The organism is Bradyrhizobium sp. OAE829, from assembly GCF_040546575.1.
Classification (GTDB): domain Bacteria; phylum Pseudomonadota; class Alphaproteobacteria; order Rhizobiales; family Xanthobacteraceae; genus Bradyrhizobium.
Genome location: NZ_JBEPOE010000001.1, coordinates 7,629,226 through 7,644,308, shown reverse-complemented (window position 1 = coordinate 7,644,308; position 15,083 = coordinate 7,629,226). Strand labels below are relative to the sequence as shown.

14 protein-coding genes are annotated in these 15,083 nt (G+C 62.3%); 5 read left to right on the top strand and 9 right to left on the bottom strand.

Annotated features, from left to right (window positions below):
- The 5 genes from ABIE49_RS36225 to ABIE49_RS36205 all read right to left on the bottom strand — a co-directional run bounded on the left by ABIE49_RS36225 (nucleotide 1) and on the right by ABIE49_RS36205 (nucleotide 6,014).
- Nucleotides 1–1,044, bottom strand: a complete 1,044-nt coding sequence (locus ABIE49_RS36225; RefSeq protein ID WP_192734599.1) for a branched-chain amino acid ABC transporter permease — start codon at nucleotides 1,042–1,044, stop codon at nucleotides 1–3.
- Nucleotides 1,041–1,898, bottom strand: a complete 858-nt coding sequence (locus tag ABIE49_RS36220; RefSeq protein WP_192734598.1) for a branched-chain amino acid ABC transporter permease — start codon at nucleotides 1,896–1,898, stop codon at nucleotides 1,041–1,043. The genes ABIE49_RS36225 and ABIE49_RS36220 overlap by 4 nt, the downstream gene beginning before the upstream one ends.
- A 355-nt stretch (nucleotides 1,899–2,253) precedes the next feature.
- Nucleotides 2,254–3,426, bottom strand: a complete 1,173-nt coding sequence (locus ABIE49_RS36215; RefSeq protein ID WP_192734597.1) for a phosphotransferase family protein — start codon at nucleotides 3,424–3,426, stop codon at nucleotides 2,254–2,256.
- 31 nt (nucleotides 3,427–3,457) lie between these two features.
- On the bottom strand, nucleotides 3,458–4,648 hold the full coding sequence (locus ABIE49_RS36210) for a CaiB/BaiF CoA transferase family protein (protein WP_210337143.1): 1,191 nt from the start codon (nucleotides 4,646–4,648) through the stop codon (nucleotides 3,458–3,460).
- Nucleotides 4,649–4,715: 67 nt separating this feature from the next.
- Entirely contained in the window at nucleotides 4,716–6,014 is a 1,299-nt protein-coding gene (locus ABIE49_RS36205; protein ID WP_210337142.1) for an enoyl-CoA hydratase-related protein, read from the bottom strand.
- A gap of 249 nt (nucleotides 6,015–6,263) precedes the next feature.
- Here ABIE49_RS36205 and ABIE49_RS36200 point away from each other — a divergent pair, with 249 nt between their 5' ends.
- The 5 genes from ABIE49_RS36200 to ABIE49_RS36180 all read left to right on the top strand — a co-directional run bounded on the left by ABIE49_RS36200 (nucleotide 6,264) and on the right by ABIE49_RS36180 (nucleotide 11,328).
- Nucleotides 6,264–7,436 (top strand): acyl-CoA dehydrogenase family protein, encoded by a 1,173-nt coding sequence (locus ABIE49_RS36200; protein WP_192734595.1) that lies wholly within the window; start codon nucleotides 6,264–6,266, stop codon nucleotides 7,434–7,436.
- A gap of 90 nt (nucleotides 7,437–7,526) precedes the next feature.
- Nucleotides 7,527–8,285 (top strand): glucose 1-dehydrogenase, encoded by a 759-nt coding sequence (locus ABIE49_RS36195; RefSeq protein WP_192734594.1) that lies wholly within the window; start codon nucleotides 7,527–7,529, stop codon nucleotides 8,283–8,285.
- A gap of 19 nt (nucleotides 8,286–8,304) precedes the next feature.
- Entirely contained in the window at nucleotides 8,305–9,096 is a 792-nt protein-coding gene (locus ABIE49_RS36190) for an enoyl-CoA hydratase-related protein (protein ID WP_192734593.1), read from the top strand.
- A 92-nt stretch (nucleotides 9,097–9,188) separates the two neighbouring features.
- The gene (kce, locus tag ABIE49_RS36185; protein WP_192734592.1) at nucleotides 9,189–10,118 is read left to right on the top strand and encodes a 3,5-dioxohexanoate:acetyl-CoA acetone transferase; all 930 of its coding nucleotides are present in this window, start codon (nucleotides 9,189–9,191) and stop codon (nucleotides 10,116–10,118) included.
- A 64-nt stretch (nucleotides 10,119–10,182) separates the two neighbouring features.
- The gene (locus tag ABIE49_RS36180) at nucleotides 10,183–11,328 is read left to right on the top strand and encodes an acyl-CoA dehydrogenase family protein (RefSeq protein ID WP_192734591.1); all 1,146 of its coding nucleotides are present in this window, start codon (nucleotides 10,183–10,185) and stop codon (nucleotides 11,326–11,328) included.
- A 180-nt stretch (nucleotides 11,329–11,508) separates the two neighbouring features.
- On the opposite strand, the gene ABIE49_RS36175 is transcribed toward ABIE49_RS36180, so the two are convergent.
- From ABIE49_RS36175 to ABIE49_RS36160, 4 genes are all read right to left on the bottom strand, one after another.
- Complete coding sequence (locus ABIE49_RS36175) at nucleotides 11,509–12,690, bottom strand: acyl-CoA dehydrogenase family protein (protein WP_354067152.1); 1,182 nt, start codon at nucleotides 12,688–12,690, stop codon at nucleotides 11,509–11,511.
- Complete coding sequence (locus ABIE49_RS36170) at nucleotides 12,687–13,562, bottom strand: HpcH/HpaI aldolase/citrate lyase family protein (protein WP_192734590.1); 876 nt, start codon at nucleotides 13,560–13,562, stop codon at nucleotides 12,687–12,689. Before ABIE49_RS36170 ends, ABIE49_RS36175 begins: the two co-directional genes overlap by 4 nt.
- Nucleotides 13,559–14,011 (bottom strand): MaoC family dehydratase, encoded by a 453-nt coding sequence (locus ABIE49_RS36165; RefSeq protein ID WP_192734589.1) that lies wholly within the window; start codon nucleotides 14,009–14,011, stop codon nucleotides 13,559–13,561. Before ABIE49_RS36165 ends, ABIE49_RS36170 begins: the two co-directional genes overlap by 4 nt.
- Before the next feature lie 68 nt (nucleotides 14,012–14,079).
- Complete coding sequence (locus tag ABIE49_RS36160) at nucleotides 14,080–14,949, bottom strand: SDR family oxidoreductase (protein WP_192734588.1); 870 nt, start codon at nucleotides 14,947–14,949, stop codon at nucleotides 14,080–14,082.
- Nucleotides 14,950–15,083 lie beyond the last annotated feature (134 nt).

The following is a 15,083-nucleotide window of genomic DNA, read 5'->3' as shown; positions in this document are numbered from 1 at the left end:
TCAGGAAGCCTCCCGCCTGCCGCCGAGCTTCCGCAGCCATGCCATGCTCGACAATCCGCCGACGACACCGCGCGGGAAGATCACGATGAACACGACGATGGCGATGCCGGTCAGAAGCTGCGTGAGCCCGCGCGCGCCGAATTCATCCTGCGCAAAGGAGAAGATCACGCCGCCCAGCAGCGGTCCCACGGAGCCGGCAATGCCGCCCATCAGGGCCGCGACCAGCGAATTGGTGCTGACCGAAATCCCGAGACTCTCAGGCGAGACGAAGCCGGCGTTGAGCACGTGCAGCAGGCCGGCTACGGCGGCGACGATGTTGACGAGGACGTAGGCGATCAGGCGCGGCAGATAGGTGTCGAATCCCGAGAACCGCATGCGTTCCTCGTTCTCACGCACCGCGCGCAGGATCGCGCCGAGGCGGGAGCGGCCGACGGCCCACAGCGCCAAACCGGAAAGCCATGCCGCGACCCACATCACCACCCAGAACCGCGCCGGGCTGGCAAAGTCCGCGGCCTCCATGCCGAATACCGTACCCTTGAAGCTGACGACGAGGCCGTCGGCGCCTCCGGTATAGTCGCGCAATGCTTCCAGCATGACCGCGTGGCTGATCATCTCACCGGCGGCAAGCGTCAGCATCATGAAAGCGAGCGGGTTGGTACGCACGATCAGCGCGCCGAGAACGGTGGCGTAGACTACAATGATGAGAAAGGCGACGCACAGCGCCACCATCGGGGTCAGGTTCCAATCGTTCATGGCGATGGCGAACAGCAGGCCGGAGCCGCCATAGATGCTGGCCGCCCCCAGCGCCACCAGTCCGGCCTGGTTCATCAGGAACGCGACGCTGAGAGCGAGCATGCCGAGCAGCAAGCCTTCATTGCCAAGCCGCAGCACGAAATCGCCGGCGAAGCGGGTTGGCACCACCGCGCCGACCACGAACACAATCGCAACCGCGACAAGGGTCAGCGGCACGCGCAAGGACGATCCGCCCATCGCGCCTAGCGGGGCAACACGCTCGCTTGCCGCGGTCGTTGTCCGGTTACTCAATTGAGCACCCTGCCGCGCCCGATGCCGCGGGGAGCGACCAACAACACGATCATCAGCAAGATGTAGGGAACCAGCGCGGCGATGTTCGGCAGGAAAACCGATCCGGCGACCTGCATGAACCCGAACAGCAATGCTGCGACGATCGCGCCGCCGATGCTTCCGGTGCCGCCGATCACCACGATGATGAGGCAGTTGACGATCATCGTGACGTCCATTCCCGGGTCAATCGACAGATAGGGACCTGCCAGCACACCGGCGACACCGGCGAACGCGGTGCTGAGACTGGTCACCAGCAGGCTAAGCCGGTCGGCATTGATGCCCATCATGCGCGCGACGGAAGGATCCTGACTCACGGCGCGGACATAGAGTCCCGAGGATGTGTATCTGAGCCACAGCGCAAGCAGCGCGCACGACCCCAGCCCCATGATGATCAGGAAGATGCGATAGACCGGATAGGACAGGTTCAGGACCGTCACTGAACCCGACAGGATCTGCGGGGCATCGACGCTGCGCGCAACGCCGCCATAGAAGAAGATGATGATCTGCCCGAGGATGATGCCGAGGCCGAGCGTAACCAGCGCGACCTCGATATGCGACCTGCCTTGCAGGGGCCGCAGCGCCAGATACTCAAAGGCTACTCCGAGCAGCGCAAGCAGGATCGGCACCACGATCAATGCCAGCCAGAATCCACCGACCAGTGAAACCGTGTAGCCGAGATAGGCGCCGAGCATGTAAATCGCGCCGTGGCCGAAATTGATGACGTCGCGCAGCCCGTAGATCAACGCGAGGCCGCTGGCGAGCATGATCAGCAGCGAGGCAAGTGCCAGCGAATTGGCGATCAGCAACGCGATCACGCCGGCGCCCTCTCGTCATGCGTCCGCGGACGAAACGCGTCCGTCCGATACGCCGCCAATTTGCGCACCCGCTTCCGCAATGGACCCTCCCCGCCACGTTAAGCGTGCGCCAACGATCCGATCGCGGGCGATGCCGAACTGCTTCTTTTCCCGCCGTGCCGGCGGAGCCGGTCTGCGCCCGTTATTTAGTACACGTGTTTATCATATACTTATATGTCCCGCAAACGCAAAACGCTGGCCGACCTGCGCTGCTCTGCCACACGTACGCCGTCGCGCCGGGAGTTTGCTGACTAATTAGTACACAAGCGCAACGATGCGACGGATTTCGGCGCGCACAGCTGCAAGCCAACGAAGATCAACTATCGAGCGCATCCAGGTCGGCCATCGCCGTCGTCATCCGCTCGATCATCGTGAGCGTCGTGGCCTCGGGCTGCATGTTCGGCAACAGCGGCGAGTGGCATAGCGTGATCGTCCACATCGCGAGCGCGTGCACGATCTGCTGCCGATAGCGCAGGAAGCTGAGGTCGAAGTCCGGCTTGACGCCGGTCTTCTCCGCGAACCGCTCGATGTAGCGGGCCAGCAGTTCGCGCTCCCAGCTTCGGCGATCGTCCGGCGTCAGCGACGCCGTCACGGCGTAGGCGAAGTCGCGTGACCAATGGCCGCGCGAGAGGCATTGCCAGTCGCACAACCCCATTTGGCCCGAGCCTGTCCGGTACCAGTTGCCGATGTGCACGTCGGAGTGAATGAGGCCCTGCGGCTCGCTGTCATGCAGCGCAAGTGCGCGCATCGTTGCCGGCCAGACATCGTCGCGGCGCGCCATGACCGCAGCTGGAATGACGTGAGTGGCGGCGTCAAACGCTTTCCTTGTGTAATACTCGGTGCCCATTTTTGCAGCCCCAATGGTGAACCATCGGGGATAGCTGGCGAGCCAGCGGTAGCGTTCGGCCAGCGTCGGATCGCCGTAGAAGCGGCCGTGCAACGACGCCAGGAGATCGATCATGTCCTCGGCCATGGCGCGGGTGACGTATGTCTTGTGATTGCAGAACGTCGCTGACTTGGTCGCGACCAGATCTTCCAGCAGATGGATTGCTGCAAACGTTCGCCGATCATAGGCGGAATGATAGCACAGCGGGGCTTCGATCTCGAGCTGGGGGCGGATCTGCGTGAAGAAGCTGCCCTCCACGCGCGCCGTGCCATTGAAGCCGCCGATCATGCGGGTGACGATGCTCGGCAGCGACTTGGTGAAGATCGAGACCGGCAGGCCGGCGCGGCGACCTTCTTCGTTGTAGGACACTCTCAACTGATGCCGCTCGTGGGTGCCCGCACTCGCAGGCTTGACTTCAACGTCTGTGACGATGGCCCCCGGGACCTTGCCGCAGAGGACCGCCGTCAGCCATTCAGGCGTAACAGCGTAAGGTGTGCAGGGCACATCGTCGAACCGGCGCGCCATTGGCCGCGCCAGGCGCTCGTAAGCGACACGTCCACTGATTTTCAGCGCGGCCAGGGCCGTATCTGTTGATTGTCCCATCTTCTCAAGATCCCCTTAAGCGGCGTAAACCTCAACCGATCACACGTTCCCGACGCAATTCGCCGATTGTTTCGGATGACAGACCTATTTCACCCAGCACATCGTCGGTGTGCTGCCCCAGCACCGGCGGCGGCCGGCCTGCGCGACGTTCCGCGCCGTTGATCAGAACCGGGTGACCGACACCCTTCAGCCTGCCCGCGGTCTGGTGCTCGTAATCGACAATGATGCCGCTCGCTTTGGTATGCGGATGGTCGAGCAACTGCGCGATCGAATTGATCGGCGCGCAGGGCACGCCGACACCGGTCAGCACCTCGTTCCAGTGCGCGACGGAATGTTGCCGCAGCGCGGCCTGGACATGGCCGAGGGTTTCCTTGCGGTGAGCCACGCGATCCGCATTTGTTCTGAATTTCGCATCGTCGACGATCGCGTTCAGTCGCGTCACCGCACAAAATTTACGCCAGAGATTGTCGTTCGCGACGCCGATCATGATCGGGCCGTCGGCCGCCTCGAAGGCCTGATAGGGACAAAGCGATTCATGGCTCGAGCCGCATTTCGGCGGCTGAACGCCGCGCTCCCAGAAGGTCTGGAGATTGTAACCGAGCAAGCCGAGTGCGGTTTCGAACAGCGAGACCTGAATCTCGCCGCCCTTCCCGGTTTTTTCCCGCGCATACAGTAGCGCCAGAATGCCGCTGAAGGCGTGCACGCCGGTCATCTGGTCGATCGGCGAGATCGGACTGCGGATATAGCCGCCGTCCTCGTCGCCGGTCATCGACATGACCCCGCAAAATGCCTGCAGGATCACATCATAGCCGGGCGAGTTTTTCAGCGGCCCCGCGCGGCCAAACCCGGAGATGCTGCAATGGATCAGACGGTCGTTCAGGGTTCTCAGCGTCGGTGCATCGATGCCCAGCCGTTCGGCCACTCCTGTTCCAAAGCTTTCGATGGCGACGTCGGCGGATTTGGCCAGCGCATGGACGATCTCGCGCCCCTTCTCCGATTTCATGTCGACGGCGATGCTGCGCTTGTTCCGGTTGGCGCTGAGAAAGACGGTGCCAAGGCCCGGCGCCGGAAACGGCGGCCAGCCGCGCGTCTCATCCCCCTGCCCGACGGTCTCCACCTTGATGATGTCGGCGCCGAGATCACCGAGATATTGCGCACACAGCGGACCTGCCAGGACCTTCGACAGGTCGAGGACGCGGATGCCGGTCAGGGGTTTTGACACTGTCGTTCTCTCAATTGAGTTGCGCGAGCCGCGGTAGCGGTAGGTGAAGTTTCGACGCCGGCATCCGTCAGGCGCCCGGCTGGGCGGACGAGAAGGCACCGGCCATGTAGGCTGGAAAGCCGTATTTCGTAACCAGCAGATAGTCCGCCGCGCGGCGCTGATCCTCGGAGAAGGCGGTCCGCCATTGGTCTGCCACGGCATATGCCCGCGTCAGCCGCTCGCCGAGCGCGCGTTTGCCGTCGGTGACAGGCTCCGACTCCAGCCAGAACGTTGACTGCGCAATGACGCCATCGAAGGCCGGCGCCTTTCCTGGCCCGTGAAAGCCGGCGCGGGCGAACGCGTTTGCAAGCGTTACATCTACTCCGGCCTGCAGCGCTTCGAATACCGCTGCCACGGCCTGTTCGACGGGCGCCGGAATGCCTCCCGCCTTGCGAAGACGGTCATGATCGAGCCGGCCTAGAAACAGCGTCCTGATCATGTTGCGCGGCTCGCGCCGCTGGATGAGCTTTGAGAATATCTGCATCTCGGTGCGGATCGCCGCATCAAAGGGTTGCGGCAGTCCTTGCGCAACGCAATCGAGAATAGCGAGTGGCGCCGGGTAATGTCCGAGGCTCTCGGCCAGAACGCTTTCCCGCTTTCGCGCGACGATCGTAGCCACATCATCGACATCCACCGGCCGCCATCCAGCGCGGTCCCAAGGCTGCGACGCCGACGGATGCGACAGCACCCATCGTTCCGCTGCCGCCACCTCTTCACCGGCAGGAACCAACTCATCGACCACGCCGGCGGCGACAGCGGCCTGCCCGGACAGCCGCGCACCTTCCAACAGGATCGGAAATGCCTTTTCGATTCCAGTCAGACGGGGCAGCCGTTGGGTTCCCCCGCCCCCCGGCAACAGCCCGACCAACGACTCTGGCAAGCCAAACGCGACCTTGGGATCGTCGACCATGACCCGGTGGTGGGTCGCCAGCGCCAGTTCGCCGCCGCCGCCGAGCGCCAGGCCCGCGATCGCCGCCGCGACCGGCTTGCCCGCGACTTCGATTCCACGCAGCGCCTGACTGAGACGGAAGAAATGATCGAACGCCACGCGATCGCGCGTCTCGGCCGGCGCGGCCATGATCATGTCGTAGGCCAATCCCAGTTCGGCGAGATCGGCGCCGGCACAGAATGCCGATGGCTTTCCTGAGCGGATCACCACGCCCTTGACGTCGCTGTCGCGGAGCCACCGGCTGAAAATGGCGAGTTCGGCGATCGCGGCGTTGGAGAATACATTCATCGGACGGCCGGGCATGTCGAAAACAAGATGCAGGACATTGTTTTCGCTGCGTTCGGCCCGGAATTGTTGCAACTTTCCCAGTTCGTCCATGGGCTTCTTCTCCGCCGACATTTTTGGCCCTATAGCATATCGTATATCTGTGTACTAGTTTAAACGGATGGTCCTGCCGCCGCGAAAACTCTACAGCGTTTGCAACGCTGATCTGCCGGGAACGCACGCGAAAGTCCTGACGCTGACGTCGTCGACCCCTGATGCAAAAAGGCCGCGGCGCCAGCTTGCCTTTTACCATCCTCGAACATATAGTACACTACCTAACTAAATTGATGTGGACGGATGTCGATGATCGAGCGCACCATTTTCCGCGAGGAACATCATATTTTCCGGGAATCGGTCCGGCGCTTCGTCGATCGCGAGATCGTGCCGTTTCATGCCCAGTGGGAAAAGGACGGCATCGTGCCACGGGAACTGTGGCTCAAGGCCGGCGCCGAGGGGCTGCTTTGCTGTACCGTTCCGGAAGAATATGGCGGCATGGGCCTCGACTATCTGTTCGACGTGGTCGTGTTCGAGGAATTATGGCGCTCCGGCGCGAGCGGCCCGGGGTTTCTGATCCACACCGATCTCGTGGCGACCTATCTGCTTTCATTCGGCACCGAAGCACAAAAGCGGCAATGGCTGCCGAAGATGGTGTCGGGCGAAGCGATCGGCTCGCTCGGCATGACGGAACCGCATGCGGGCAGCGACCTCAAGGCGATCCGGACCCGCGCCGTGCGCGATGGCGACGATTTCGTTATCAACGGCCAGAAGGTTTTCATCTCGAATGGCCAGCTCTGCGACTTCGTCGTGCTGGCGACCAAGACCGACGGCAGCGCCGGCGCCAAGGGCGTGACGCTGTTCATCGTCGAGAGCAACCGGCCCGGCTTTCAGCGCGGACGAAACCTCGAAAAAATCGGGATGAAGGCCCAGGATACCTCCGAACTGTTCTTCGAGAACATCCGCATTCCAGCGACCAACATGCTGGGACAGGAAGGCAAGGGCTTTGCCCTGATGATGACGAAGCTGTCGCAGGAGCGGCTCGCCCAGGCGATCCGCTCCGCCACCGTCACCGAAACCGTGCTGGACTGGACCGTTGAATATACGTCGGACCGCAGCGTGTTCGGGCAAAAGCTCGCCAACTTCCAGAATACCCAGTTCAAGCTCGCCGATCTCAAGACGAAGGCGACGGTCGCTCGCGTCTTTACCGATCGATGCATCTCGCTCTTCATGGAAGGAAAGCTCGATCCGGTGGACGCCGCGATGGCCAAGATGTTCACCTCCGAACTTCACTGCGAGGCGGTCGATGAATGCCTGCAATTATTCGGCGGCTGGGGTTATATGACGGAGTATCCGATCGCGCGCGCCTATGTCGACGCCCGGATCGTCAAGATTGCGGGCGGATCGATCGAGATCATGAAAACCATCATCGCCCGCCAGATGTTCGCGCAATGTGGTTTCGCGCTCGCCAAGAGCGGTTGATCGCCATTAACGGCACACGGCCGGCGGACGCCATGGGGTCCGCCGAGACAGAACAGACGACCAAAGCGTCGCAAACCAAGGGAGTGAGATTTGAAAGGCTTATCAGGCAAGGTAGCGATCGTTACCGGCGGCGGCCAGGGCATCGGCCGCGCCATCACCCTTCGGCTCGCGGAAGAAGGCTGCAAGGTCGCGATTTTCGACATCAATCCCGATGTCGGACATGAGACCGCGAAACTGGCGCCGAAATCGGCGATCACGACCTACACGGTCGATGTCGGCGACCGCGCCTCGGTCGATCGCGCGGTCGCGCAGGTCGAGGCCGAACTTGGCCCGATCTGGGTTCTTGTCAACAACGCCGGCTGGGACCGGCCGATGCCGTTCCTGAAGACCGACAAGGATCTCTGGGACAAGATCATCCGCATCAATCTGTATGGTCCCCTCAACACCCACCACGCCATTGCGCCGCTGATGGTCGAACATGGCGGCGGCCGTATCATCAATATCGCGTCCGACGCGGCCCGCGTCGGCACCAGCGACGAGGCGGTTTACTCAGCCTGCAAGGGCGGGCTGATCTCCTTCACCAAATCGATCGCCCGCGAACTCGCCCGCAAGAACGTGCTGCTGAACGCGGTATGTCCGGGTCCGACCAACACACCGATGATGGCGGCGGTGCTGGGCGAAGGCGAACAGGCGGTCAAGTGGAAGGACGCCATGGTTCGCGGCATTCCCTTGAAGCGCATGGGCGAGCCCGAGGACTATGCCGGCATCATTGCCCTGCTGGCGTCGGACGACGGCAAATTCATCACCGGACAGGCCATCTCGGTCTCCGGCGGCATGAACATGATCTAGCAGATGTGAGGACAATACGATGTTCGACCCCAGCAAATTCACCGACGTGATCTACGAAGTGCGCGATCGTGCCGCCTGGATCATCATCAACCGGCCCAAGGTCTATAACGCCTTTCGCGGCCAGACCCTCGAAGAACTGATTCAGGCGTTCCAGATCGCCGCCAACGACCGCAACGTTTCCAGCATCGTGCTGACCGGCGCCGGCGACAGGGCCTTCTGCACCGGCGGCGACCAGTCCGCCCATGAAGGACAATATGACGGCCGCGGCGTCGTTGGCCTGCCCATCGACGAGCTGCAGGGCCTGATCCGCGACGTACCCAAACCCGTCATCGCGCGCGTCAACGGTTTTGCGATCGGCGGCGGCAACGTGCTGGCGACGCTGTGCGACCTGACGATCGCCGCCGATACCGCGCAATTCGGGCAAGTCGGACCGAAGGTCGGCTCCGTCGACGCCGGCTGGGGCACCGCCCTGCTCGCGCGCCACGTCGGCGACAAGAAGGCCCGCGAAATCTGGTTCATCAACGACCGCTACACCGCCGAACAGGCGCGTGAAATGGGCCTGGTCAACAAGGTGGTTCCGGCCGCCGAACTCGATGCCGCCGTCAAGGACTGGACCGACAAGCTCGCGCAGCGCTCACCGACCGCGATTGCGCTCGCAAAGCGCTCCTTCAACGCGGACAGCGACAACATTCGCGGTATCAGCAACCTCGCCCTTCATGCCGTGAAGATGTTCTACGATACCGCGGAATCGAAGGAAGGCGTCGCCGCCTTCAACGAGAAGCGGACGCCGGACTTCCACAAGTTCACTTGAGCCATTTTGGCAATGAACGCGTCGCTTCCTTCGCCTTGGCTGATGCCCTCCTCGGGCATCGGCTGAGCGCGTATCGCAAGAGGAAAAACACCGTGCCGGCACGTAAGGTCATCATTTCCTGCGCGATCACGGGCTCGATCCATACGCCCTCGATGTCGCCTCACCTTCCGGTGACGGCGGCGGAGATCGCGGAATCAGCCCTCGGCGCGGCCGAGGCAGGCGCCGCGATCGTGCACCTTCACGCCCGCAATCCAACAGACGGTCGGCCGGACCAGTCGCCGGAAGCCTTTGAGCCGTTTCTTCGAATCATCAAGCAACGATCCGACGTCGTCGTGAATCTCACGACCGGCGGCTCGCCCTATATGACCGTCGAGGAACGAATCAAGCCCGCGGCGGTCTGGAAGCCGGAGGTCGCCAGCCTGAACATGGGCTCGATGAACTTTGGGCTATTCCCGATGCTCAAGCGATACAAGCAGTTCAAGCATGACTGGGAGCCCACGATGCTGGAAGGCTCCCACGATCTCGTGTTCCGCAATTCCTTCAAGGATATCCGTTACGCGCTGGAAACGCTCAACTCGACCGGCGCGCGCTATGAGTTCGAGTGCTACGACACCAGTCATCTCTACAATCTGCATTACTTCTGGACCGAGGGTCTGGTGAAAGCGCCGCTGTTCATCCAGACCGTGTTCGGCCTGTTGGGCGGCATCGGCGCGCATCAGGAAGACGTGATGCACATGAAGCGCACCGCCGATCGTCTGTTCGGCGACAATTATCGCTGGTCGGTGCTGGGCGCCGGGCGCGCGCAAATGCCGGTCGCGGCGATTGCAGCGGCCATCGGCGGCAATGTGCGGGTCGGCCTCGAAGACAGCCTCTGGATCGGCGCCGGCCAACTTGCGGCGTCAAACGCCGACCAGGTAACGCAGGTTCGAAAGATCATCGAAGGGCTGGGGCTGGACGTCGCGACGGCCGACGAGGCGCGCGAGATTCTGGAGCTCAAGGGCGGCGACAAGGTCGCGTTCTGACGCGCTTCATCGATCGGAATGATGTAGCGGCCGGATCGCCAAAAGCAATCAACGGGAGGCCTCAATGCTGCCCCATCGCAGGGTTTACGACGAAGAACATCAACAGTTCAGGGAAACGGTACGGCGCTTCGCGGCGGCAAAGATCGCGCCCGATTTCGCACGATGGGAAGAAGCCGGGATCATCGACAGATCGCTGTGGGGCGCCGGCGGCGCGGCCGGCCTGCTCTGCCCGCAGGTCCCCGAAGAGTTCGGAGGCGCCGGCGGCGACTTCCGGCACAATGCCGTCGTGATCGAGGAATTGAGCTATTCCGGTTTCGCCGGCCCGGCTACCGACTTCTCCGTACACAATGATGTCTGCTGCGGCTATTTGCTCAGTTACGGCACGGCGGAGCAAAAGAAGAAATGGTTGCCGCGCATGGTGACCGGCGAGACCGTCTGCGCCATCGCGATGACCGAGCCCGGTACCGGCAGCGATTTGCAAGGCATCCGCACCCGCGCCTTACGCGATGGCGATGAGTTCGTCATCTCGGGCCAGAAGACCTTCATCTCCAACGGGCAGATGTGCGACCTCGTCATCGTCGTTGTCAGGACCAACCAGGAAGGCGGCTCACGAGGAATGAGTCTGGTTCTGGTTGAAACCGACCGTCCGGGCTTCCGCCACGGCCGCAACCTCGAAAAGCTCGGACACCTCTCCTCCGATACATCAGAACTGTTCTTCGACAACGTGCGCGTCCCCGTGACCAATTTGCTGGGAGCCGAAGGCGGCGCGATGGGCGCGCTGATGAGCGAGTTGCCGCAGGAACGTTTGACCATCGCGCTGCATTCGATCGCCGCCGCCCAGAAGGCCTTCGACCTTGCCAAGGACTACGTGCAGCAGCGCAACGCCTTTGGATCGCCGATCGGCAGCTTCCAGAACACCAGGTTCAAGCTGGCCGACCTGAAATCCGATCTTGCCGTGGGCTGGGCCTATGCCGACCAGTGCCTCCATGACCACATCAATCACGAACTGACGACCTACGCGGCATCGACGGCAAAACTCTGGATCACTGAAATGCATGGCCGGCTCGTCGACCAATGCCTGCAGTTCTTCGGCGGCTACGGCTTTATGCGCGAGTATGAAATTTGCCGCCTCTACGCGGATGCACGGGTGCTGCGGATTTACGGCGGCACCTCGGAAATCATGCGTGAGCTGATTTCGCGGAATCTGTAAGGTCAGTTCGGGGCCTGCATCCTTCGAGACGCCGCTTCGCGGCTCCTCAGGATGAGGTCTGACAGCGGCGGGATGAGGCGTTGAACCCTCATGGTGAGGAGCGCGGCTAGCCGCGCGTCTCGGACCATGAGGCCGAGGGATCGGTGGTCGTGATTCCACCCAAGCAGGGCGTCAGATTCTTCAATAGCTCTTCGGCAGCTCCAGCACTTTCTCGGCGATAAAGCTGAGGATCAGTTGCTCCGTGATCGGCGCCAGCCGCGTGATCGAGACTTCACGGAACAGCCGCTCGACATGATATTCCTTGGCGTAGCCAAAGCCGCCATGGGTCATGATCGCCTGCCACGCCGCATCGTGGCCGGCACGGGCGCCGAGAAATTTGGCGGCGTTGGCTTCGGCGCCGCAGGGTTTGTCGTGATCGTAGAGCCAGGCGGCGCGCATCGCCATCTGCCAGGCTGACTCCAGATACATCCAGTTCTCCGCCAGCGGATGCTGGATGCCCTGGTTCTGGCCGATCGGCCGGTCGAACACCACGCGCTCCCTTGCGTATTTTGCCGCCCGGCGCAGCGCGTCCTGGCCGATCCCGATCGCTTCGACCGCAATCAGGATGCGTTCGGGATTGAGGCTGTGCAGGATGTATGAAAAGCCTTTGCCCTCCTCGCCGATCCGGTCGGCTTCCGGAATGAACAGGCCGTCGATGAAGATGGCATTGGAATCCACCGATTTGCGGCCCATCTTGGGAATGCGGTGAACGTCGATCTTGGACCGGTCGAGATCGGTGTAGAAGATCGTGATGCCGTCGGTCGGACGCTTGCAGTCCTCATACTTCGTCGTCCGCGTCAGCAGCATGATCTTGTTGGCGACCTGCGCGGTCGATGTCCAGACCTTCTGGCCATGCACGAGATAGCCGCCGGGGACCTTCTGCGCAAAAGTCTTGATCCGGGTCGTGTTCAGCCCGGCATCCGGCTCAGTAAAGCCGAAGCAGCATTGATCTTCGCCGGCAACCAGCCGCGGCACCCAGCGCGCCTTTTGCTCCGACGTGGCCTTGACGACGATCGGATGCGGTCCGAACAGATTGATGTGCACCGCCGAGGTCGCGGACATTCCACCGCCATGGCTGGCGACCTCGTGCATCATGATCGCGGCTTCGGTCACTCCGAGGCCGGAGCCGCCATATTCTTCCGGCATGGTGATGCCGAGCCAGCCCGCGTCGGCCATCGCGCGATGAAATTCGAACGGGAACTTGCCGTCGTCGTCGCGCGCCAGCCAGTAATCATCGCCGAAGCGCGTGACGATTGAGCGCACACCTTCGCGAATGGCTGCCTGATCGTCTCCCGGCTCGAACTCGTTGGCCAATGCACTCAAGTGACGTCCTCCCCGGCAGAGGCGAGCGCGCGCTTGGCCGCGATCAGATGCGGCATGTCATACATCTTGCCGTCGATGCCGAGCGTTCCCGCATCAGGCTGCGCGGCAAAGGCCGCCACCACGCGGCGCGCATGCGCCAGGTCGGACTCCGACGGCGTGAAGCATTCATTGATCGTCGCGACCTGAGCGGGGTGAATGGCGATCTTTCCGACAAAGCCGTCGCGGCGCGCGATACGGCAGCTTTCCGCCAATCCCTTCTCATCCCTGAAATCCCCATACAGCGTATCGAGCGCCATGGCACCCGCAGCACCCGCGGCAAACAGGCACTGCGCCCGCGCCACCTGATAGGGAAACGTCCAGCTTCCGTCGGCTTCCTTATTGGAGAGCGCGCCGAGCGCCGCGCCCAGATCCTCGGCGCCCCACGTCATGGCGACCAGGCGCCGGTTTGGCGTTGCATAACCTGCAAAGCCGATCATGGCGGCCGGTGTCTCGGTCGCGACCACCAACAGCTTGACGTGTCCCGGCGTAACGCCGGTGGCGACCTCCAGCACGTCGACATAATTCGAAATCAGTTCGATATCCTGCATGCCGTTGACCTTGGGGATCAGGATGCCGTCGAGGCCCGGGCGAACAACCGCCGCGAGGTCGCCAAGCGTCAGGCCGCTGCCGAGCGGATTGATGCGCACCAGGAACGCCCAGTCGCGCGGCGGACCATTGAGCAGGTTCTTGACCATCTCGCGCGCCAAAGCCTTGCGCGGCGGCGCCACGGCGTCCTCGAGATCGAGAATCAGCGCGTCGGCGCCGATGCCCGATGCCTTTGCAAACTTGTGCTCGCTGTCGCCAGGCACAAACAGAAGGGAGCGCAATCTCATGCGGGACGCCTCATCATCAGGCCGGTGCGACGGCAATAGGCGACTTCCTCATTGTGCTGATTGAAGCCGCGATGCTCGAAGGTCACGATACCCTGGGTCGGGCGGGACTTGCTCTCGCGCACCGCCAGGATCTTCGTTTCCGCCCTGATCGTATCACCGGCAAAGACCGGGCGCGGAAATTTCGTGTCTTCCATCCCGAGATTTCCGACCGTCGTGCCCAGCGTGGTGTCCTGCACCGAGAGACCGATGACCAGGCCCAGCGTGAAGATCGAATTCATCAGCGGTTTGCCGAATTCGGTCGATTTGGCGTACTCGTGATCGATGTGCACGGCCGCCGGATTATAGGTCAGCGACGAAAACAGGATGTTGTCCATGTCGGTGACCGTTCGCCTGATCTCGTGAACGAAAGTTTGCCCGACCGAAAACTGCTCGAAGTAAAGTCCCGCCATCTCGTTTCCTCGCTTTTTTGTCTTCGTACATACGTGTACGATATTTTATTGACACCGCCCGACAGGCGTCATGGCGCCTTCTTCAAGGCCTCCGGAAGTTTGGAGCGGTGAAACCCTTCGAAGGCCGTGCTGCGATTATGCGGTTCGAGCTTCCAAGTGGTCCGCGCATTCGGCGTACCGCCGTCAACCCGGATGCAGGAACCCGTGACGTAGGCGGCAGCCGGCGACAACAAATACACAATCGCCGCCGAGATTTCGGCCTCGGTGCCGAACCGCTGCAGCGGCACACCGGCCGTGAAATCATGCAGCTTCTTCTGCATTTCCGGCGTGTAGGTATCGAACCCGCTGGACACGATACCACCGGGGGCGACCGCATTGACGCGCACGCCCGAGGAAGACCATTCGCACGCCGCGGTTTCGGTCAGCGTCAGCATTCCGCCGCGCGCAGCTCCCGAATGGGCGAATTCGGGCCAGCCATGCCAGATGTCGGCGATGATGTTGACAATGGCCCCGCCATTGGCTTCCATCCAGCGGTTGTAGACCTCGCGCATGAAAATGAAGCCGCCGGTCAGATTGCTGCGGACCACCGCCTCGAAACCCTTGGTCGAGATGGTTTTCATCGGCGCGCGATATTGACCCCCGGCGTTGTTCACCAGCCCGTCGATGCGACCATAGGCGCCAAGCACGGCGTCGATCGCCGCGATCACCATCGCTTCGTCGCGGATATCGCAGACCTGGGTCAGCACCTGCCCGCCGTCCTCTTCAATCTCCGCCCTCACCTCCGCCAGCTTTTCGGCAGTGCGGCCGAGGATCGCGACATTGGCGCCGAGAGCCACCAGCTCGTGTGCGGTGCAACGACCGATCCCGCTGCCGCCCCCAGTGATGATGATGGTCTGGCCCTTGAAGAGATCCGGCCTGAAGACCGATTGATACGACATCGTGTTCTCCGAACGGATGGGCGCGACCGGCATTGGCCGCCCCGCGCGGCAAAAATTAGTACACTATATTATGATATGGTGTATTCTGTTTCGCAAGCGCTTTGCTGAGCGCCTCGACAGGGCCGAAGACGAAT